Raw genomic sequence first — 21,195 nt, 5'->3', positions numbered from 1 at the left:
TCGGGGTTCCAGCCGGCGTAGACGATGCCCTGCTGCACCATGCCGAACATGAAGGCGCCGAAGACCGGGCCGATCGCGCTGCCGGCGCCGCCGGTGAGGAGGCATCCGCCGATCACGGCCGCCGCGATGTAGATGAGCTCCTGGCCCACGCCCTCGCCGGACTGCACCGTGTTGAACGAGAACAGCTGGTGCATGCCGACGAACCAGGCGCCGAAGCCGACCAGCATGAACAGCGAGATCTTCGTGAACGTCACGGGCACGCCGACCGCCCGTGCACTCTCCTTGTTCCCGCCGACCGCGAAGATCCAGTTGCCGTACTTCGTGCGCAGGAGGACCCAGGTGGCCAGGGCGGCGAAGACCAGCCACCACACGACGGTGATCTTCACCTGGACACCGCCGACGTCGAACGAGGACGCGAAGACCGCCCGTGCCTGGTCGAAGCCGTCCATGTCGCTGATGTCGTCGGTGGCCACGTTGCCGGTGACCAGTTTGGTGATCGCGAGGTTGACGCCCTGGAGGATGAGGAAGGTGCCGAGGGTGACCAGGAAGCTGGGCAGGCCGGTCTTCACCAGCAGCCAGCCGTTCAAGAAGCCGATCCCCAGGGAGACCAGGAGGGCGACGAACACGCCCGCCCAGACGTTCAGGGTGAGCTGGTAGGTCAGCATGCTCGCGGTGAGCGCCGAGGTGATCACGGCGACGCCGGCCGAGAGGTCGAACTCGCCGCCGATCATCAGCAGCGCCACCGGCAGGGCCATGATCCCGATGGTGGACGACTGGTAGAGGACGTTGGCCATCGAGCCGGCCTCGCGCACCGGCGGGGCGGTGACGAGGAAGAAGACGTACACCGCGACCGCGCCGAGGAGGACGCCGACCTCGGGACGGGCCAGCAGACGCAGGGCCAGGGGACGCGTCGCGGTCCGGCCGTCGGTCTGCTTCGGGCCGGAGGCCGGCGGTGTGGTCACCGCCGGCGCAGCCTGCTGGGTCATGCTCATCACCGGGTGCCCTTCGCGGCGAACGCGGCGACGCTTTCCACGTTGGACTTGTCCACGAAGGCCGGACCCGTCAGTACGGGAGCCTCGCCGCCACCGCTGTAGTTGCCGTTGTTCTCGTAGAGCCAGAGGGAGTCGACCGCCAGGTAGCCCTGGAGGTAGGGCTGCTGGTCGACGGCGAACTCGATGGTGCCCTTCTCGATCGCGGACACCAGTTCCTTGTTGAGGTCGAAGGTGGCGATCTTCGCCTTGGAGCCCGCCTCGGACACGGCCTGGACGGCGGTCAGGGCGACGGGGGCGCCGAGGGTGACCACCTGGTCGATGGAGCTGTCCTGCTTGAGCTTGGCGGTGATCGTGGACTTCACGGACGGCATGTCGGTGCCGTTGACGTAGAGGATGTCGGTCTTGCCGCCGAAGGTCTTCTTCACGCCCGCGCAGCGCTCTTCGAGGTTGACGTCGCCCTGGGCCTGGATGACACAGAGGGTGTGCTCGGCGCCGGTGCCGTCGATCTTGGTGCCGAGCGCCTGGCCGGAGACGGACTCGTCCTGACCGAAGAACGACAGCAGGCCCTGCTCCTTCCAGACGCTCAGGCCCGCGTTGAGGCCGACGACCGGGATGCCGGCCTGCTCCGCCTTGGCGACGACGTCCTTGAGCGCGTCCGGCTTGGCGAGGGTGACGGCGATGCCGTCGACCTTCTGGTCGATCGCGTTCTGCACCAGGTTGGCCTGGTCGCCGGCGGTCTCGTCGTTGGAGTAGATCAGCTTGATGTTGTCCTTGGCGGCGGCGGCCTCGGCGCCCTTGCGGATGGTGTCCCAGAAGGTGTCACCGGAGGGTGCGTGGGTGACCATCGCGACCGTCATCCGCGGGGTGTCGGCCTTGCCCGCGGAGGCGCCGGCCGCGCTCTCCTCGGCCTTCTTGCCACCGGAGCTGCTGGAACAGCCCGCGAGGGTCAGGGTGGCCGCGGCGGCCACGGCCACGAAGGGGACGAGTCTGCGGGAACGGGGGAGAGACATGCGGCTCATGCTGCGTGCACCTCACTGTGCATCGGGGAGGGGAGTGTGGGCAAAAGGTCACCGGCCGTCGTCGCGGGTGCGGCCGGGCTCAGGGCCGGGGGTTGCGATGCTCCGGACCTGCTTCGTTGGAACAACAGGACAATTTAAAGCGCTTTAAGTGCTGGTACTATCAGCCTTGTTTCATGAGGGTGTCAAGGGCGTTGCGCAAGGAGATTTGCCGCGGGGAGGCACAAGTGGACGACGTCGGATCCGCGCGTCACCGGAACGGCACGCACAAACGCCCCAGGTTGGAGGACGTCGCCGCACGGGTGGGACTGTCCACCGCGTCGGTGTCCCTGGTGCTGCGGGGGGTGCCCGGGCCGAGCGAGCGGACGAGGCAGCGGGTGCTGAAGGCGGCAGCCGACCTCGGCTACCAGGTGGACCGTACCGCCAGCACCCTGGCCAGCAGGCGCAGCCGGCTGCTCGGCGTCATGGTCGACATCCACAGCCCGTTCCACGCCGAACTGGTCGAGCATCTGCACACCGCGGCCGAGGAGGTCGGCTACGACCTCGTCCTGAGCACGCTCACCCGCACCCGGGACGAGCACACCGCCGTGGAGACCCTGCTGGCCTTCCGCAGCGAGGCGCTGATCCTGCTCGGTCCGACCGCACCGGGGGACGCGCTCGCCGCCCTCGACAACAAGGCCCCCGTCATCGCCGTCGGCCGCCGGATCGCCGACGCCGCGCTGGACGTCGTACGCACCGCGGACGACGACGGCGTCGGGCAGATCGTCGACCACCTGGCCGAACTCGGCCACCGCGAGATCGTGTACGTGGACGGCGGCAAGGGCGGCATCGCCACCGACCGGCGCCGCGGCTACCGCACCGCCATGCGCCGGCGCGGTCTGGACGAGTACGTCCGGGTCCTCGCCGGCGACCACACCGAAGCGGCCGGCGAACGCGCCGCCCGCCAGCTGCTCGGCGGTCCCCGGCTGCCCACCGCCGTCGTCGCGTTCAACGACCAGTGCGCCATCGGTGTCCTGACCGCCCTCGCCCGGGCCGGTGTCGACGTGCCCGGCCGGGTGTCCGTGGCCGGCTACGACGACGACACGCTCTCCCGCCTGAGCTGCTTCAACCTGACCACCGTCAGCCAGAGCGCGAAGGAACAGGCCCGGCACGCGGTGGCCGCCGCCGTCGAACGCCTCGACCAGGACCGCACCGACCCCCGCGAGGTCGTCCTCCCACCCCACCTCGTCATCCGCACCAGCACAGCCGAGCCGGCCTGACGGGCGGCGGAGCCGGCGTACGCTTCCGGCCGCACCGGACGGTGGCGGGCGGGCTCTCACCCGTGCCGCCCGTCCGAGGAGCCGCGGACTCGCTGTCACCCGTGCCGCACACCCGAGAGGGCGGCCGGCTGTGGGGGCCTGGCTGGTCAGGGGAGGCAGGGGACTGGCGGGACTAGTCGTGTGCTGAGGTGGCGGCCTCGTCCCGGGCGCGGATGGTTTTCGCTGCGCGTAGGAGTTCGGTGAGTACTGTGCGGACGGCTCTGCGGGCCGTGCGTTCGGGGCGGTGGAGGACGTCGATATGGCGGTGGGCGTGGATGCCGCTGAGGGGGCGGAGGACCACGGCCGGGTGGGGGCGGGAGGTCCAGCGGGGCATCAGGGCCACGCCGCCGCCGGCGGCCACCACTTCCGCGACCACCGCGATCTCGTTGATGCGGTGGACGATCTCGACGCGCCGTCCGGCGGCGGCGGAGACGGCCTCGATGGTGGCCATGAGCGGAAAGCCGTCGTGGACGGTGATCCAGGGCTGGTCGGCGACGTCCTGCGGGGTCAGCGCGGGCTTGGCGGCCAGGGGGTGGTCGGCGGGCAGGGCGATGTCGAGCGGTTCGTGCAGCAGGGGGGTGGCCGTGGCGGTGCGGGGCCAGGGCGGCGCGTGGTCCAGCCGGTGGGCGATGACGAGGTCGTAGTGGCGGGTCAGGGGAGGGAAGTCGTCCTGCGCCACGTCCTTGTCGTGCAGGGCGACGTTCGGCGACCCCGGGGCGCGCAGGCGCCGTAGCAGGAGGGGGAAGAAGGCGGCCGCTCCGCTGTGGAATGCCGCCACCGACACCGCGCCGTCGGGCCGTTCGACGAACTCGTCGACGGTGTGGCGCGCCCGGGCCAGCGCCGTCTCCACCCCGATCGCCGCGTCGGCCAGAGCCTGCCCGGCAGCCGTCAGGACCAGTCGCCGCCCGTCGCGCTCGGTGAGCGGAACCGCGATCGACCGCTGCAGCAGCCGGAGTTGCTGCGAGATCGCCGAAGGCGTCACCCGCATCGCCTCGGCGACCGCGGTGACGCTGCCCAGCTCGCCCAGTTCCCGCAGAACGCGCAGCTGCCTCTCGTCCACGCCATCAGTGTAGCTCCGCTACAAGATTGCTTGAGCAACTGGTCATTTACTTCAAAATACCGGTCGGGAAGGGTGGAAGCCATGCCAACCACCCGCCGTACGGATGTGGTGCTCCTGGCCGTCGCCGTCGTCTGGGGTTCCAGCTACCTGACGGCGAAGACGGCCACGGCCACCACACCGGTGCTGATCGTCCTCTTCGTGCGCTACGCCCTCTCCGCCCTGGGCTGTGTCGCCGTCGTCGCCGCTCTGCGGAAGACCCGTCCGACCGGTCCCCTCACCCGGGACGAGACGGTGTACGGCACCCTGCTCGGACTGACCCAGGCCGCCGTCCTCACCCTGGAGATGTACGGCGTCGCCCGCACCAGCGCCGCGAACGCGGGCCTGATCATCAGCCTCACCCTCGTCCTCACCCCCCTCCTGGACCGTGCCGGACGCCCCGGTGGACCGCCACCGAGGTTCTATCTCGCCGCCGGTCTGTGCGTCGCGGGCGTCGGACTGCTCGTCTCCGGACACGGCCTGCACGCCCCCGGCGCCGGCGACCTGCTGATGCTCGCGGCGGCGGTGGTCCGGGCGGGCCACGTCGTGCTCGTGGGCCGGGTCACCGCGGGCCGGGCGCTGCGCCCGCTGCAACTGACGACCGTGCAGTGCGTCGTCGGTACGGCCCTCTTCCTGCCGTTCGCGGCGGGCGGGCTGCCGGTGCTCGCCCAGGCCGGCGCCGGGACCTGGGCCCAGCTGGTGTATCTCGCCCTGTTCTGCGGTCTGTTCGCCTTCCTGGCCCAGACCTGGGCGGTGCAGCGCACCTCCGCGACCCGGGCCAGTCTCCTGCTGGGCACCGAACCGGTCTGGGCGCTCCTGGTCGGCATCGGCTTCGGCGACGAACGGCTCACCGCGCTCGCCGCCCTCGGAGCCGCGTTGATCGTCACCGGAACGTACTGGGGACAGGCCGTCGAACGGGGCGCACGACTCCCGCGCCCCGCTGACACCGCCACCGCCACTGATGCCGTCCCCGCCATCGCCACCGCCACTGATGCCGTCCCCGCCATCGCCACCGCCACTGATGCCGTCCCCGCCATCGCCACCGCCACTGATGCCGTCCCCGCCATCGCCACCGCCACTGATGCCGTCTCCGCCACCGCCACCAATGCCGTCCCCGTCCCCGTCCCCGCCACCATCACCGACCGCCGGCCCGCGCCCGAGCCCGCGCCGTCTCCCTGAGTGCCGCCCACCTACCCCAGGGCGCGCACCGCGGCCACCCGCTCGTCCAGGAACCCACGGGCGAAGGCGACACGGTCCGCTTCGTACCCGCGCGGGCCACACTCCGCGACCAGCATCAGGCCCAGGTAGAGGCCGTAGAGCGCCAGGCGGTGGCGGAGGGCGGCGGTGAAGTCGAGGCGGCCGCCGGCCTGGAGGTAACCGGCCACGAGATCGCTGTCGGGACCGGTGTCCCCGCCGAACTCCAGGGAGACCAACTCGGCGGCCGGGTCGCCCCAGAAGGCCCGCTCGTGGTCGATGAGGCCGGTGATACGGGCGTCCCGACCGTCCGTGGGCGCTGCTTCGGCCTCCTCGGGAACGCCGACGAAGATGTTCCCCGGCCACAGGTCGAAGTGGATCAGGCGCGGCTCGGTGACCTCGTCGAGGGCGGCTCCGCCCTCGGCCACCAGAGCGCGTACGTCGGCCGCGGCCACGCCGAGTTCGCACCGCCAGCGCTCGGCGTCGTCCAGCAGGGCGTCCACCATGGCGGTGAACGCCGTACGCCAGTCGGCAGCGGACAGCGCGGACCCGGGGGCCGGATAGCCGAACCGGCCGTCCTCGGGGGCCAGGGTGTGCAGCCGTGCCGTGATCGCGCCCAACTCGTGGCGCAGCACCGTACGGGTGGTGGCGGGCAGCCGTTCGGCCACCTTGTCCCACGGGGTTCCCTCCAGCACGGACACGGCGAGGAAGTCGTCCCCCGCGTGCAGCAGCGCGGGGGTCGGCACCCCGTCGCCGGCCGGGGACGCGAGGCGCCGGTACACCATCGCCTCGGTCGCCATGATGCCGCGCTCGTACCGCAGGACCGGGACGTCCGCCGGAGGTGCGAGCTTCACCACGGCCGCGCGCCCGTCGTCGAACCGCACCCGGTAGGCGGTGTTGAACCACCCGTCGGTCAGCTCGGCCTCCAGACGGCAACCGACCCCCGTCGCCTTGCGCATCAGGTCGTCCAACTCGACCGGGGACAGACGGCGTTTGGTCAGGCTCTGCATGGGGCGGCTCACTTTCGGTTCATGACACGCAGGCGCTTGGGAGCGCTCCCAGTGTGACGGTGGCGTGGACCTCCGTCCAGGGCGACCGCTCGACTGGTCCCGCAAGATCGACGCGGCGCCGCGAGAGAACCTGAACAAGTCCGAGAGGCTGACGAGTTCCTCATATGTGTCGGCCAAGGTCGAAGCATGATCAGACCCATCCGCCACGTTGCGTCGCGACCGGCGGCGTTGTGCGTTCCGGTCGCGGCTCTGGCCGCGTCGCTCCTGCTCACCGGCTGCGGGGGCGGCGCAGAGGCATCTCCCGGACCCACGTCGGCCGCACCCTCGCAGAGGGGGACGTCGTCCGTGCCCGAGGTCTCCCTGAAGGAGGCCCCGCAGCAACTGCCGCAGCGACTTCCGGGCCTCGGACCCAAGACCCTGGCCGAGGTGCCGCCCGAGACCCGGCAGGCCGTCGTGGTGACGGGCCGCGGCAAGGACTCGCCGCTGTCCACCGTGGTGCTGTACGAGCGCACCGAGGCGGGCTGGCGGGCCGGGGTGAGCCGGCCCGCGCACAACGCCCTCAATGGCTGGAGCGACCACCACATGGCCGGGGACCTGCGCTCTCCCATCGGCGTCTACGGCCTCACGGACGCCGGCGGACTGCTCCCCGACCCCGGGTCCCGGCTGCCCTACGACCGCTCCGGCAGCTTCACCGTGAGCGGCACGGGCTTCGAGGGAGAGCCGCTGGCGGGCTCCTTCGACTACGTGATCGCCATCAACTACAACCGCGAGCCGGGCACATCGCCCCTCGACCGGACCCGGCCGCTCGGCTCGGGCCGCGGCGGCGGCATATGGCTCCACGTCGACCACGGCGGCCCCACACACGGCTGCGTCAGCCTGCGCAAGGACCGTATGAGGGAGCTGCTGCGAGCACTGGACCCCGCCCTGAACCCCGTCGTCGTCATGGGTGACGCCGACTCGCTGAGCCGCTGAGGAGCCCGAGCAAGCCCCGCCAGAAGCCACCCCCCAAGGAGACACGCGTGAGATCAACCCCGTTGTCCAGCAGGTTGTCCGCCACCGCGAGAGCAGCCGCCGCCCTGGGCGTCATGATGACCGCCACCGCCACCGCCACCGCCACCGCCACGCTGGGCGCTCCTGCGCTCGCCGCCCAGGAGACCCTGTCGGTCAAGGCGGCCGCACAGGCCTCCGCCACCCGGACCGTCACGCTGGTGACGGGCGATCAGGTCATGGTCACGACCGGCGAGTCCGGGCAGCCGCGCGTCCTCGCCGTCAACCCGGCCTCGCGCGCCGCCGGCAGCGGTGCGTTCCTGTCGTTCCAGGACGCCTCGGGTGACCAATATGTGATCCCGGCCGCCGCCCAGCCGTACGTCGGCAGGCAGTTGGACCTCTCGCTGTTCGACGTGACCGCGCTCGCCGAGGACACGTCGACGAGCGACCGCGTCCCGGTCACCGTGTCCTTCGCCAAGGGCGCGAAGCCGAGCACCCCCACCGGGCTGACGCTGACGTCCACGTCCACCAGCGGTTCGTCCGCCCGCGGGTACACCACGGCCGCGTCCGGCAGGAAGCTGGCACGGCTGCTGAAGCAGCGGATCGCCGCTGACGTACGGGCCGGCCACAAGCCGGGCAGCACCCCGCTGTTCGCGGGAGTGACCTCGGTCGGCCGCACCGGCGCGACCACCGCGAGCACATCGGCCACGGACGCAGCGAGTACGTCGGCCACGGACGGCGTGAGCACACCGGCCACGAGCAGCGCGGCGGCCGACTACAAGCTCCACATCCTCCGGATCACGGCGGAGGACCGGTCCGGCGGCGGGGTCAACGGGGTGCTCCTGGTGACCAACACCGACGACGCCGCCATGATGACCGCGGTCCTCCCGGTGGACGACGGTATCGAGAAGGTGGCCGTGCCGACCGGTCACTACAGTTTGGCCGCGCCGGTGGTGGACTTCGACGCCTCGGGCAATGTCACCGCGCAGTCCCTGGTCACGCTGACCGACCTCAGCGTGACCGGCGCGACCACCGCGGACCTGGACGCCCGTACGGCCACCGCGCAGATCGCCGCCACCACGCCCCGTACGGCCACCGCCGACTTCGCCGCCGCCACCTGGGCGCGTACCGACGCCGGCGGCGGCTCCGCCTCCACGGCACCCACCGCCTCGGCGGTCTCCACCGACACCACCCCCGTCTACGTCAATCCCCAGCCGTCCGCCACGGTCGGCAAGGTCGCCTACCGCACCCAGTGGTCCGGCCGCGGCACGGACACCGCCGACCCCTACCGCTACGACCTCGGCGGGCAGCTTTCCGACCAGGTGGCGGCCGACCAGCGAATCACGGTCACCGCGGACCAGCTCGCCACCGTCCGGCAACGCTACGTCCGCGACCCCGCGGCCTCCCCGGACGGCATCATCACCAGCGGCGAACTCAACCCCGACCTCCCGGCCGCGTTCTCGGCCGCCGTGGCACAGACCATGCCCGCCCGGGTCACCGACTATGTGAACGCCGCCAACGGAGGCGTCTGGATCCAGCAGTCCTTCCCGGGCACCTCCCTCGCCTTCACCTCGGGCGCCCGCACCTTCGTCCCGGGCCGCACCTACACGCAGGACTGGGCCCGCGGCCCGATCGGCCTGGGCGTGGGCGCGTACACGAGCGGCCCGTTCGACGGCGCGTTCTGCTCCGCCTGCGTCGCGGACGGCAACCTGTTCGCCTTCCTCACCACGACCGACAGCGAACCGGACCACGACGGCGGCATCAGCGTCTACGACGAGCAGCCGCACGCCGTCCGCGCCCAGCTGTACCGGGACGGCACGCTCGTGGCCGACGAGCCCCGCAACCCGGCCGTCTACGTCGACGGCCAGACCGCTGCCGACGCCCGGTACCGCCTGGTCGCCGAACAGGACTTCACCGGCGACACCGGCCTCAGCCAGTCCACCACCGCCCACACCGAGCTGACCTTCGGCCTGCCCTCGGCCGCCGACACCGGCTCCCTCCTGCCGGACCGGTTCAGCTGCGAGGGACAGTCGCCGACCACGCCCTGCATGGTCCTGCCGCTGCTCACCGCGAGCTTCGACCTGGCCGCGGACGACCGGAACACCAGTCACCGAACCGTCCAGAGCATGGGCCTGGACATCGGTCACGTGACCTTCGACGGAGCCGGTTCACGGGCGGCGATCACCTCCGCCGCGGTGCAGGTCTCCTTCGACGGCGGCCAGACCTGGCGGGACAGCGACCTGAAGGGCTCCCGGGGCCACTACCGGGCCCACTGGACCAACCCGCACTCCGCGCGCGGCACCAGCCCGGCGATCCGCGTCACCGCCACCGACGCCGACGGCAACGCGCTCAGCGAGACCATCACCCACGCCTACACCGTCGCGGCGACCACGTCATGACCACGCCCGCCCCCGACCGGCAGAACAGGAGAGAGACCCCCGTAATGAATCCCCGGATGACCGTCCGCATGACCGTCCGCCTGATACGCACGGCACGGACCGCCGTGACGGCCGCGACCGCCGTGCTCGTCACCCTCGTGAGCCCGGCCGCCGGCAGCGTCCAGGCGGCCGGCGCCGCCACGGAACAGCCGAACGTCGAGCGCGCCTGCGACACCGCCCCCGCCGGGCAGGCCCGGTGCCTCGCCCTCATCCGCACCGACGTCCACGGCGGCCTGGGAGTACGCGGGCCGGCCGCGGCAGCCAAAGCGCGCGTCGGCGGTGCCGACACCGCCGAGACGGAGCTCCCCGCGGGCTACGGCCCGGCGGACCTGCGCGCCGCCTACGGTCTGCCGTCGACCGGCGGGGAGGGCCAGACCATCGCCCTGGTCGGCGCCTACGACAACCCGACCGCCGAGTCCGACCTGGCCGTGTACCGCGCGACCTACGGACTGCCCCCGTGCACCGCGGACAACGGCTGCTTCCGCAAGGTCAACCAGCGCGGCGACACCGAACCGCTGCCCGCGTCCGGTGGCCCCAGCGGCTGGGCCGTGGAAACAGCGCTCGACCTGCAGATGGCCTCCGCCGCCTGCCCCCGGTGCGACATCCTGCTGGTCGAGGCCGACGAACCCCTGATGTCGGACCTGGGCGCCGCGGTGGACACCGCTGTCGCCCTCGGCGCCACCGTGGTGTCCAACAGCTACGGCGGCACCGAGGCGCACGGCACGGTCGGCTTCGCCAAGAACTACAGCCACCCCGGCGTGGCGGTGGTCGCCGCGTCCGGCGACTCCGGCTACACCATTCCGCCGTTCCCGGCGTCGTACTCCAGTGTCATCGCGGTGGGCGGCACCTCGCTCACCCCTGCGGACAACGACCGCGGCTGGCAGGAGACCGCCTGGGGCGGGTCGGGCAGCGGTTGTTCGGCCTGGGTCGACAAGCCGGCCTGGCAGCCGGACACCGACTGCCCCGGCCGCACGATCGCGGACATCTCCGCCGTCGCCGACCCCGCGACCGGCCCCGCCGTCTACGTCACCACCACGGAGCAGGGCAGCGGGGGCTGGACGGTCGTGGGCGGCACCAGCGCCGCGTCACCGTACATCGCCGGAGTGATCGCGCTCGCCGGCCACCCCGCCGCCTTTTCCGACGCCTCCCGCCTGTACTCCGCGCCGGCCCAGGGCCTCAACGACGTGACCACCGGCTCCACCGGCACCTGCCACGGCAACTACCTCTGCACCGCGGTGCCGGGCTACGACGCCCCCACCGGCAACGGCACCCCGAACGGCCTGTCGGCGTTCTGACCCTCGCTCAGCGAGGTGTCCCCGCCCGCCCTCGCGGCGGATGACGCGGGGGCAGGGCCGCTCAACGGGCCGGTGTCCGCCACGGCCGCGGACACGGCCCTGTCCGCCACGGCCGCCGAAAACGACCTTGCCCGCGCGAACACGGCCCCCGCATCATCTCCTGATGGACGACACACCGAGCCGGTTCCCCGCCGCCCTGCCCGCCCTGCGTGCCGAGGCCCGTGCCGCGGGATTCATCATGTCCTGCGAGGAGCGCACCGGAAGCCTCCTGGCGGTGCTCGCGGCCGCCCGGCCCGGAGGGCGGATCCTCGAACTCGGCACCGGGACGGGGGAGGGGACGGCCTGGCTCCTCAGCGGGATGAGCGGTGCCGCCCGCCTGGTCACCGTCGAACTCGACCCCGCCCTCCAGGCCGTCGCCCGGGAGGAACTGGGCGACGACGAGCGGGTGACGTTCGTGGCGGGGGACGGCGGCGCGTGGCTGGAGGCGTACGACGGGGAGCCCTTCGATCTCGTGTTCGCGGACACCTGGCCGGGGAAGTTCACCCACCTCGACCGGGCGCTGGAGCTGGTGGCCACCGGCGGGATCTATCTGATCGACGACCTCTACCCCCAGCCCGGCTGGCCGGAGGGCCACGAGGCCTCCGTGGAACGGCTGCTGGCCGAGCTCGAGGGGCGCAAGGACTTCCGGTGCGTCCGCATGGCGTGGGCCAGTGGACTGCTGATGGCGGTGCGCTCGCCCGCGAACTGAGGCAGCGCCCGGCATCACGGGGGTCAGGTCGCCGGCTGCCCGGGTCCCCCGAACGCCTCCAGGATGCGCTCGGCGGCCAGAGTGGCCGTCAACTCGCCGTCCCTGACACCCTGTTCGAGGGCGGGCGCCAGGGCTCGTACCCCGGGGTCGGCGTGCAGGCGGCCGAGGAGTTCGTCGCGGACCATGCTCCAGGTCCAGTCGACCTGCTGGTCCCGGCGCTTGGCGGTGAGACGGCCCGTCGAGTCCAGCAGCTCGCGGTGCTGTTCGAGGCGCTCCCAGACGGTGTCCAGGCCGGTCGACTCGCGCGCGCTGCAACTCAGCACGGGCGGGGTCCAGGCCGGGTCCGGGCCGTGCATCAGCCGCAGGGCACCGGAGAGTTCCCGCGCCGCGGCCCGCGCGTCCCGCTCGTGCGGGCCGTCCGCCTTGTTGACGGCGATCACGTCGGCCAGCTCCAGGACGCCCTTCTTGATGCCCTGGAGCTGGTCGCCGGTCCGGGCGAGGGTGAGCAGCAGGAAGGAGTCGACCATGTTCGCCACGGCGGTCTCGGACTGTCCGACGCCGACCGTCTCGACGAGGACCACGTCGTAGCCGGCCGCCTCCATCACCACCATCGACTCCCGGGTCGCCTTGGCGACCCCGCCGAGGGTGCCGGCGCTGGGGGAGGGGCGGACGAAGGCCGCCGGGTCGACGGCGAGGCGTTCCATCCGGGTCTTGTCGCCCAGGATCGAGCCGCCCGTACGGGTCGACGACGGGTCGACGGCGAGCACCGCCACCCGGTGCCCGAGCGAGGTCAGCAGCGTGCCGAACGCGTCGATGAACGTCGACTTGCCGACCCCCGGCACCCCGCTGACACCGATCCGCCGCGCCCGGCCGCTGTGCGGCAGCAGCGCGGTCAGCAGCTCCTGGGCCAGCGCCCGGTGCTGGGGCCGGGTGGACTCGACGAGCGTGATGGCGCGGGCGACGAGCGCCCGCTTCCCGTCGAGTACGCCCTTCACATACGCGTCGACATCGATCACTGCTCGTGCCCGAGGTCGGCCGACAGCCGCGCCACGAGGTCGTACGCCGCGTCCGGGATCACCGTGCCGGGCGGGAAGACGGCCGCCGCGCCCATCTGAAGGAGCGTGGGCACGTCCTGCGGCGGGATGACCCCGCCCACCACGATCACGATGTCCTCGCGCCCCTCCTCGGCGAGGGCCTCCTTCAGCGCCGGGACGAGGGTGAGGTGCCCGGCGGCCAGGGAGGACACCCCGACGATGTGCACGTCCGCCTCGACCGCCTGCCGGGCCACCTCGGCCGGGGTCTGGAACAGCGGGCCGACGTCGACGTCGAAGCCGAGGTCGGCGAACGCGGTCGCGATCACCTTCTGGCCGCGGTCGTGGCCGTCCTGGCCCATCTTGGCGACCAGGATGCGCGGGCGGCGGCCCTCGGCCTCGGCGAAGGCGTCCACCAGGGACCGGGTGCGGTCCACGGACGGGGACTCGCCTGCTTCGTTGCGGTACACCCCGGAGATCGTACGGATCTGGCTCGCGTGCCGCCCGTACACCTTCTCCAGGGCGTCGGAGATCTCGCCGACGGTCGCCTTGGCACGGGCGGCGTCCACCGCCAGCTCCAGCAGGTTGCCGTCGCCCCCGGCGGCCCGGGTCAGCGCGTCGAGCGCGTCCCGGCAGGCGGTCTCGTCCCGCTCCGCGCGCAGCCGCCGCAGCTTCTCGATCTGCTGGGCGCGTACGGAGGAGTTGTCGACCTTGAGGACCTCGATCTGCTCGTCGCTGTCCACCCGGTACTTGTTGACACCGATGACGGGCTGCCTGCCGGAGTCGATCCGGGCCTGCGTACGGGCCGCCGCCTCCTCGATGCGCAGCTTGGGGATGCCGGCGTCGATGGCCTTGGCCATGCCGCCCGCCGCCTCGACCTCCTGGATGTGCTGCCAGGCCCGCCGCGCGAGGTCGTAGGTCAGCTTCTCCACATAGGCGCTGCCGCCCCATGGGTCGATGACCCGGGTCGTGCCGGACTCCTGCTGGATGAGCAGCTGGGTGTTGCGGGCGATGCGCGCCGAGAAGTCGGTGGGCAGCGCGAGCGCCTCGTCGAGCGCGTTGGTGTGCAGCGACTGGGTGTGGCCCTGGGTCGCCGCCATCGCCTCGACACAGGTCCGCGTGACGTTGTTGAAGACGTCCTGCGCGGTCAGCGACCAGCCCGAGGTCTGCGAATGGGTGCGCAGGGACAGCGACTTGGAGTTCTTCGGGTCGAACTGCTTGACCAGCTTGGCCCACAGCAGCCGTGCCGCCCGCAGCTTGGCGACCTCCATGAAGAAGTTCATGCCGATCGCCCAGAAGAACGACAGCCGGGGCGCGAACGCGTCCACGTCCAGGCCCGCTTCACGTCCCGCCCGGATGTACTCCACACCGTCCGCGAGGGTGTACGCCAGCTCCAGGTCCGCCGTCGCACCGGCCTCCTGGATGTGGTAGCCCGAGATGGAGATGGAGTTGTAGCGGGGCATCCGCTGCGAGGTGTAGGCGAAGATGTCGGAGATGATCCGCATCGACGGCTTCGGCGGATAGATGTAGGTGTTGCGGACCATGAACTCCTTGAGGATGTCGTTCTGGATGGTCCCGGCCAGCTTCTCGGGCGGTACGCCCTGTTCCTCCGCCGCCACGATGTACAGCGCCAGCACCGGCAGCACGGCGCCGTTCATCGTCATCGACACCGTCATCCTGTCCAGCGGGATCCCGTCGAACAGCTGCCGCATGTCGTAGATCGAGTCGATCGCCACGCCCGCCATGCCGACGTCACCGGTCACCCGCGGGTGGTCGCTGTCGTAGCCGCGGTGCGTGGGCAGGTCGAAGGCGACCGACAGGCCCTTCTGGCCGGCCGCCAGGTTGCGGCGGTAGAAGGCGTTGGACTCCTCGGCCGTGGAGAAGCCCGCGTACTGGCGGATCGTCCACGGCTGGTTGACGTACATGGTGGGGTACGGGCCGCGCAGGTACGGGGCGATGCCCGGGTGGGTGCCCAGGAAGTCCAGGCCCTCCAGGTCCTGCCCGGTGTACAGCGGCTTGACCGCGATGCCCTCCGGCGTGTCCCAGAGCAGATCGTCCCCGCCGGCCGCCTTCTTCACGGCCGTACGCCACTCGTCGGCGCCGCCGGCGGCGGCCGGGGTCCCCAGCTCGATCCCGGAGAAGTCGGGGATTCCCATCAGGACACAACTCCCATGCGGTCGAGGGTGGCGGACAGCACGGCGACGGCGTCACAGCCCGCGAAGACGTACGCGTCGACACCCGGATACTGCCCGGGGCGCCCCGCGAGGAACACGTGCGAGGCACCGGCGGCCCTCAGCCGCGCGGCCTCCGCCTCGGCCTGCTCCTCGTACAGCGCGTCACTGGAGCACAGACAGACCTCCGTGGCACCGCTCTCCTCGAACGTGCCCTCGGTGACGGGCTCGACGCCGCCCGCCTGGAAGAGGTTCGCGGCGAACGTGAGCCGCGCGGTGTGCGCGGCGGCCGGGCCGAGCGCCGCCAGGAAGATCCGGGGCCGTGCGCCGGTCGCGGCCAGCTGGGCGTCCGAACGCGCCCGCAGCGCCTCGAACGCCTCGTCGCGGCGCACGCGCGGCAGACCGCCCGGGCGCGGCGCGGGCGCGGCCTCGCGGACGACCGGCTTCTCGGCGAGGAACGGGAACTCGCTGACACCGGTGATGGGCTCGCGCCGCTTGGCGAGCCTGCTGCTGCGGACCCCCCAGGTGTCGGCCAGCCGCTGCCGGAGGTGCCCCGAGCGCAGCGCGGCGGCCTGTCCGCCGGCGCGCTCGATCTCCTGGAAGAACTCCCAGCCCGCCTGGGCGAGTTCGTCCGTCAGCCGCTCCACGTACCAGGAGCCGCCCGCCGGGTCGATCACCCGGGACAGCTGCGACTCCTCGATGAGGATCGTCGAGGTGTTGCGGGCGATGCGCCGCGCGAACGCGTCCGGAAGCCCGAGCGCGTCGTCGAAGGGCAGCACGGTGACGGAGTCCGCCCCGCCCGCCCCCGCCGCCAGCGTGGCGACGGTCGTGCGCAGCATGTTCACCCACGGGTCACGGCGCGACATCATCACCGGCGAGGTCACGACGTGCTGGACCTGCGCGCCCGCGTCGGGCGCACCGCACACCTCGGCCACCCGGGCCCACAGCCGGCGCGCGGCTCGCAGCTTGGCGATCGTCAGGAACTGGTCAGCGGTGGCCGCGTAACGGAACTCCAGCTGCGCACAGGCCTGTTCGACGCTCGGACCGGCCTCGGTCAGCGCCCGCAGATACGCCACCCCGGTCGCGAGCGACGCGCCCAGCTCCTGGGCGGCCGAGCCGCCGGCCTCGTGGTACGGCAGCGCGTCCACGGTCAGCGCCCGCAGCCCCGGGTACGTCTCGGCGCACAGCAGGGCGAGCCCGGCGACGGGGGCGAAGTCGGACGACTCCCCGGTGCGGGCCTCGTGACCGAGCGGATCCGCCCCCAGGTTGCCGCGCGCCGCGTCCCTCGCGACGCCGCGCTCCTCGTAGAGCCGCAGCAACTCCCGTGCGGCGGGCTCGACTTCACGGCCGGCGTCGAGGACGACCGGTGCCAGGTCGAGGTACACCCCGTCGAGGACCCGGCCGAGCGACGACACGGGGATGCCCGTCTCGCCCACGACCAGCCAGAGGGAGGTGACGCCGTTCTCCAGGTCCGTGAGCACCGCGCCGCCGTCGGCCGCCGTGTGCCGCTGCCGTACGTCCCACCCTCCGACGGTGTTCCCCTCCGGCCTGTTGCCGCGGACAAAGGGGGCGAATCCGGGAAAGCCGGGCTCGGGCGCGGTGTCGTGCGCGGTGTACAGAGGCCGGGTGCGCACCCCGTCCTCCAGCGCGGTGGACAGGGCTTCCTCGGCCTGAGCTCCCTCGACGTCCTTGCCCGACTTGCGCAGCACGCCAGCGACGAGGCGCTGCCACTGCTCGTGGGTGGAGTCAGGGAACTCGGCGGCCAGCTCAAGCCCGTCGTCAGGCAGGACCGTCATGCTCGGATGTTAGGCCAGAGTCACAAAGGGGCAGCAGAGGGCACGGCTGTGACCTTGCCCTCCCCTTGACTGTGACCCCGTTCACCGGGTGCCGGAGGCGCCGCAACCGGCGGGCCGGGCGCCCCGGGATCACCCGCTCCGCTCACCGTAGGCGGCCCGGCTGGCCTCGATCTCCGCGATGTGCTCGATCGCCCAGCCGGCGAGGGCGAGCGCCGGCGGGATGAGGCTCTCCCCGGTGGGGGTCAGCGCGTACTCGACGCGTGGCGGGACCTCCGCGTACACCGTCCGGGAGACCAGTCCGTCGCGCTCCAGGTTCCGCAGGGTCAGCGTCAGCATCCGCTGCGAGATGCCCGGTATCTGCCGCTGCAGATCGGTGAAGCGCAGACGGCCCTGCTCGAGCGTCGCCACGATCAGCAGCGTCCACTTGTCGCAGATCCGGTCGAGCACGGCACGGATCGTCCGCCCGCCGTCCCCCCGGATCAGACACGTGTGTTTGTACTGCGACATGACAACTCCCTGTGGCCAACGCACATGTGTGTGCCTTTTGTAAGCCCCTCGCCGGGGACTCATGATGGGGCAACTTACGCCTGGTAACCATCATGCAGGGGGCCCGCTGTGGACATTGCCTACTGGATCGTCGCCGCGCTGCTGGCGCTGTTCTACCTCTACGCCGGAGGCAAGAAGGTCGTGCAGAGCCAGGAGCGGCTCCGGCCCATGATGGGGTGGGTCGACCGCGTCCCCATGCCGCTCGTGCGGCTCATCGGGACCCTGGAGGTCCTCGGCGCGGCCGGTCTGGTCCTGCCGCCGCTCACGGGCGTCGCGCCCGTCCTCGCCGTGGCCGCGGCGATCGGCCTGGTGCTGATCCAGGTCGGGGGGATCGTCGTGCACGTCTCGCGCGGCGAGGCCCGGATGATCGGACTCAACATCGCCCTGCTGGTGGCCGCCGCCGCGGCGGCCTGGCTGGGGACCACCTGGCTCTGATCACAGCCCCGCGTGGGCGAGGAGCCCTTCCATCGCCTCCACGGGCAGCGTCGGTGACTCGGCGGCGGCGCGGGCCACATACGCGTCGGGGTCCGCGACCAGGGCCAGCAGGGCGGGGACCGGCAGGTTCGGGTGACCGATCACCGCGCGCCGCACCCGGGTGGCCCCGTCGACCGCCAACCGCTCGGCCAGCGCGGCGGGAAGCCCGGGATCCCTCGGCGCGAGGTCCCGGATCCGGGGGTCCGGGTCGGTCGCGAAACGGTGCAGGGTCTCCCGGGGGAACACGACGCGATCGGCCGGGCGGAGGCCGCCCCGCACCTTGCGGTTCTCGCGGTGGCGGCGCTCGACGCGTTCGGCCGTCACGGGATCCAGAACGGGAATCCGCCGGGCCGCGATCGCCCGGACGCCGGAGTCCTCGTCGTCGAGCAGCGGTGCGAGGGTCTCCGCCGGCAGCGCGTCGCTCGCGGCCGCCGAACGGCGGAAGGCCACATAGGGCGAGTCGAGGTGGTCGAGCGGGGCCTCGGCGGCCCAGGGGATGTGCCGCCGTACGAGGTCCAGGTACGCGAGGTAGTAGGAGAACCCCTGCTCGTCCGAGGCGAGGAGGTCGGCCCGGGCCGGGTCCGATCCGGCGTGCACCTCGGCGTGGATCGCGGCCCGCGTCTCCTCGGGGGTGTCCCGGCGGGCGAAGACCTCGACGCGCACCCGTGGTTCGGGGTCAGTGGCGAGCAGGTCCCGTAGCGGGGGCGGTAGTTCGGGGTGGGCCGCGACGGCTCGTCGTACATCTTCGTCGGGGTCCCCGGCGAGGTCGCGGGCCGTGTCGGCGTCGAGCCGCAGATGGGCCACCACGCCCGCCCGGGTCGCCGGGTCGGCGAGCAGCGCGGGGTGCAGATCGGCGGGCGGCACCGGATGCGGGAGCCTGCGGAAGTACGTCGAGCAGGCGGCCGCGCGGACCGTCGCCTCCGGGTCGGTGAGCAGCGCCCGCCGGACCTCCTCCGGCGCGTCCGTCCACCACTGGGCCAGTTCGGCCCGGACGTCCGCATCCGGATCACCGGCGAACCGGGACCGCAAGTCGGACGGGAGGTGCGCGTTGGCGGCGGCGAACTTCCGCACCTCCGTGGACGGGTCGGTGACCACGCGCTCCCACACGCGCCTCGGCAGCTCCTTGCCACGAATGACGATCGCCGCGCGGACGGAGTCCTCCGGGGAGTCCGCGAGGCGGGCCTGGACCTCGGGCGGCAGGTGCCAGTTGCAGGCGAGGCTGTGCACGAGGTCGTCGTCCCCCCGCCCGATGATCTCCTCGATCAGCTCCTCGGTGAGGTCCTCGCGGAACTGCGCCGCGCGGTGACCGGCCGAGCGGTCCGGCAGCAGCCGGCGCACCAGGGCCACCGGCAGCGCCGGGTTGACGGCCAGGCCTTGCAGGACCTGGTCGGGATGGACGGGCGCGGGCACGAGCGGCTGCATGATCGCCATGCTATGGGGCCCGTTCCCCGCACGGCCCGACCGTCCGCCGCCACCGGCGTTACGCCGTTCGGCTCCGCCCCGGGGGCCCGTCCCGGCCCTGACTGGAACCGTGGCCTGGAAGGGATCTTCCCGCCCGGACGGTCTCCGTGACCCGCCCGCCGTACGGACCAGGGGTGAGTGGTGAGTGACAGCCCGCAGGCCACGTTGACCGGAGCGCGCAGGCCCGGCCCCTTGGACATCGTCCGCTCACCGTGGCGGTCCCGGTTCCGGGGCGAGGTGGGCCTCGCGGCCGTGGCCGCCGCCTTCACCCTGGCCCAACTCCTCCTGGTACGGCCGTGGATGGGCCTCGGCTGGGACGAGTCGGTCTACGTCAGCCAGGTCTCCCCGCACGCCCCGGCCGCGTTCTTCAGCGCCCCGCGCGCCCGTGGCGTCCCGCTGCTGGTGGCGCCGGTCGCCGCCTGGTCCTCGTCCACCGCGCTGCTGCGGATCTACCTGGCCGTCCTGTCCGGCCTCGCGCTCTGGCTCGCGCTGCGCGCCTGGCGGGGCGTCTTCCCGTCCCGTGTGCTCATGACCGCGGGAGCCCTGTTCGCCACCCTGTGGGTGACGCTGTTCTACGGCCCGCAGGCCATGCCCAACTACTGGGTCGCCGTCGGCGCCCTGGCCGGCACGGGCTGCTTCCTGCGCGCCCGGGCGAGGCGCCGTGACCGGACCGCCCCGTGGGGCCTGGCCCTGAGTGCCGCTCTCATGGCCTGGATGCGTCCCACGGACGCGGTCTGGGCCACCCTGCCCCTGCTCGTCCTGCTGGTGGGGGTACGACGATGGCGGCGCCCCGCGCTGCTGGTGGCGCTGGTCGGCGGCCTCGCCGCCGGAGCGGCCGAGTGGGTGATCGAGGCGTACGTCTCCTACGGCGGTCTCGCGCAGCGCCTGTCCGACGCCTCCCGCATCCAGGGCGGCCTCGGCTGGAACATCGCCGTCATGGACCAGCTGCGCGGTCTGTCCGGACGTACGCTGTGCCGCCCGTGCACCGGCGCCCTGCCGCCCGCCGTGGTCACCCTGTGGTGGTTCACCCTGCCGGTGCTCGCCGTCTGCGCGGCCCTCGTCGCCGTCCGCGCCCGCCGCGCCGCCACCACGCTGGTCCCGCTGGCGTGCGCCGCCTCGGCGGCCGTCCCCTACCTCTTCCTGATCGGCTACGCGGCCCCCCGCTTCCTGCTGCCCGCCTACGCGCTGCTCGCCGTGCCCGTCGCCGCTCTCCTGGTGCACCTGGTCAGGGCGCCGGGGCGGATCCGGCGGCCACTGACCGTGGCGCTGATGACGGTCGCCCTGGCGGGGCATCTGGCGGTGCAGTTCGCGGTGCTGGAGCACACCGTGCGGCGCACCACGGCCTCCCACCGCGAGTGGGCCCGCACCGCCGCCGGGCTGCACCGTCTGGGCGTACGCCCGCCCTGTGTGCTCACCGGGCACAACTACGTCCCGATCGCCTACTACGCGGGCTGCTCGTCCGCCGCGACCGGCGGCCACGACGTCAACACCACGGCGGCCGCCCTCCACCGCACCGCCCGCCGCGTGCCCGTCGCCGCACTCGTCCCGCCGGGCGGAGCTCCGCCCTCCTACGCCCGCTCATGGACCCCGGCCCGGGCCGGTTACCTGCTCGTGTACATGGCGCCGCGGCCGGACCGATGAG

Annotated in this window: 16 protein-coding genes and 1 pseudogene; 8 read left to right on the top strand and 9 right to left on the bottom strand. The window is 72.6% G+C overall.

Annotated features, from left to right (window positions below; all coding sequences use genetic code 11):
* On the bottom strand, positions 1 to 992 hold a 992-nt coding region (locus ACIRF9_RS48685), incomplete at its 3' end, for an ABC transporter permease (protein ID WP_403836699.1).
* Positions 992 to 2,011: a sugar ABC transporter substrate-binding protein gene (locus ACIRF9_RS48680; RefSeq protein WP_403836697.1), complete on the bottom strand. Its 1,020-nt coding sequence runs from the start codon at positions 2,009 to 2,011 to the stop codon at positions 992 to 994. The genes ACIRF9_RS48685 and ACIRF9_RS48680, both read right to left, overlap by 1 nt.
* A 224-nt stretch (positions 2,012 to 2,235) precedes the next feature.
* On the opposite strand from ACIRF9_RS48680, the gene ACIRF9_RS48675 reads away from it, so the two are divergent.
* Positions 2,236 to 3,267: a LacI family DNA-binding transcriptional regulator gene (locus ACIRF9_RS48675; protein WP_403836695.1), complete on the top strand. Its 1,032-nt coding sequence runs from the start codon at positions 2,236 to 2,238 to the stop codon at positions 3,265 to 3,267.
* Between the two features lie 172 nt (positions 3,268 to 3,439).
* Here ACIRF9_RS48675 and ACIRF9_RS48670 read toward each other — a convergent pair whose 3' ends face one another.
* Positions 3,440 to 4,366, bottom strand: a complete 927-nt coding sequence (locus ACIRF9_RS48670) for a LysR family transcriptional regulator (RefSeq protein ID WP_403836693.1) — start codon at positions 4,364 to 4,366, stop codon at positions 3,440 to 3,442.
* 81 nt (positions 4,367 to 4,447) lie between these two features.
* Here ACIRF9_RS48670 and ACIRF9_RS48665 point away from each other — a divergent pair.
* Positions 4,448 to 5,365 (top strand): annotated as a pseudogene (locus tag ACIRF9_RS48665) (DMT family transporter); the annotation flags it as partial.
* 227 nt (positions 5,366 to 5,592) lie between these two features.
* Here ACIRF9_RS48665 and ACIRF9_RS48660 read toward each other — a convergent pair.
* The gene (locus tag ACIRF9_RS48660) at positions 5,593 to 6,606 is read right to left on the bottom strand and encodes a phosphotransferase family protein (protein WP_403836691.1); all 1,014 of its coding nucleotides are present in this window, start codon (positions 6,604 to 6,606) and stop codon (positions 5,593 to 5,595) included.
* Between the two features lie 186 nt (positions 6,607 to 6,792).
* Here ACIRF9_RS48660 and ACIRF9_RS48655 point away from each other — a divergent pair, with 186 nt between their 5' ends.
* The 4 genes from ACIRF9_RS48655 to ACIRF9_RS48640 all read left to right on the top strand — a co-directional run bounded on the left by ACIRF9_RS48655 (position 6,793) and on the right by ACIRF9_RS48640 (position 12,074).
* A complete protein-coding gene (locus ACIRF9_RS48655; RefSeq protein WP_403836689.1) occupies positions 6,793 to 7,578 on the top strand; it encodes a L,D-transpeptidase family protein in 786 nt (261 codons plus the stop codon).
* A gap of 47 nt (positions 7,579 to 7,625) precedes the next feature.
* Positions 7,626 to 9,992 (top strand): hypothetical protein, encoded by a 2,367-nt coding sequence (locus ACIRF9_RS48650; protein ID WP_403836687.1) that lies wholly within the window; start codon positions 7,626 to 7,628, stop codon positions 9,990 to 9,992.
* 56 nt (positions 9,993 to 10,048) lie between these two features.
* Entirely contained in the window at positions 10,049 to 11,326 is a 1,278-nt protein-coding gene (locus tag ACIRF9_RS48645) for a S8 family serine peptidase (protein WP_403836685.1), read from the top strand.
* Positions 11,327 to 11,489: 163 nt separating this feature from the next.
* Positions 11,490 to 12,074, top strand: a complete 585-nt coding sequence (locus ACIRF9_RS48640; RefSeq protein ID WP_403836683.1) for an O-methyltransferase — start codon at positions 11,490 to 11,492, stop codon at positions 12,072 to 12,074.
* A gap of 23 nt (positions 12,075 to 12,097) precedes the next feature.
* Here the strand turns inward: ACIRF9_RS48640 and meaB are convergent, their stop codons facing one another.
* The 4 genes from meaB to ACIRF9_RS48620 form a co-directional block, all read right to left on the bottom strand.
* Complete coding sequence (meaB, locus tag ACIRF9_RS48635) at positions 12,098 to 13,090, bottom strand: methylmalonyl Co-A mutase-associated GTPase MeaB (protein ID WP_403836681.1); 993 nt, start codon at positions 13,088 to 13,090, stop codon at positions 12,098 to 12,100.
* The gene (scpA, locus tag ACIRF9_RS48630) at positions 13,087 to 15,261 is read right to left on the bottom strand and encodes a methylmalonyl-CoA mutase (protein WP_403836679.1); all 2,175 of its coding nucleotides are present in this window, start codon (positions 15,259 to 15,261) and stop codon (positions 13,087 to 13,089) included. The genes meaB and scpA overlap by 4 nt, the downstream gene beginning before the upstream one ends.
* Positions 15,261 to 17,072 (bottom strand): methylmalonyl-CoA mutase family protein, encoded by a 1,812-nt coding sequence (locus ACIRF9_RS48625; RefSeq protein WP_403836677.1) that lies wholly within the window; start codon positions 17,070 to 17,072, stop codon positions 15,261 to 15,263. Before ACIRF9_RS48625 ends, scpA begins: the two co-directional genes overlap by 1 nt.
* Before the next feature lie 129 nt (positions 17,073 to 17,201).
* The gene (locus ACIRF9_RS48620) at positions 17,202 to 17,579 is read right to left on the bottom strand and encodes a winged helix-turn-helix transcriptional regulator (protein WP_403836675.1); all 378 of its coding nucleotides are present in this window, start codon (positions 17,577 to 17,579) and stop codon (positions 17,202 to 17,204) included.
* A 108-nt stretch (positions 17,580 to 17,687) separates the two neighbouring features.
* Between ACIRF9_RS48620 and ACIRF9_RS48615 the strand changes: the two genes are divergently transcribed.
* The gene (locus ACIRF9_RS48615) at positions 17,688 to 18,053 is read left to right on the top strand and encodes a DoxX family protein (protein WP_403836673.1); all 366 of its coding nucleotides are present in this window, start codon (positions 17,688 to 17,690) and stop codon (positions 18,051 to 18,053) included.
* Here the strand turns inward: ACIRF9_RS48615 and ACIRF9_RS48610 are convergent, their stop codons facing one another.
* Positions 18,054 to 19,514: a hypothetical protein gene (locus tag ACIRF9_RS48610; protein WP_403836671.1), complete on the bottom strand. Its 1,461-nt coding sequence runs from the start codon at positions 19,512 to 19,514 to the stop codon at positions 18,054 to 18,056.
* A gap of 180 nt (positions 19,515 to 19,694) precedes the next feature.
* On the opposite strand from ACIRF9_RS48610, the gene ACIRF9_RS48605 reads away from it, so the two are divergent.
* Positions 19,695 to 21,194, top strand: coding sequence for a hypothetical protein (locus tag ACIRF9_RS48605; protein WP_403836669.1), 1,500 nt, complete (start codon positions 19,695 to 19,697; stop codon positions 21,192 to 21,194).
* Position 21,195: the final 1 nt, after the last annotated feature.

Origin of the sequence: Streptomyces sp. NPDC096132 (assembly GCF_044763345.1) — a bacterium.
Classification (GTDB): domain Bacteria; phylum Actinomycetota; class Actinomycetes; order Streptomycetales; family Streptomycetaceae; genus Streptomyces.
The sequence above is the reverse complement of the archived record's forward strand: the minus strand, read 5'-3'. Positions and strand labels throughout refer to the sequence as shown.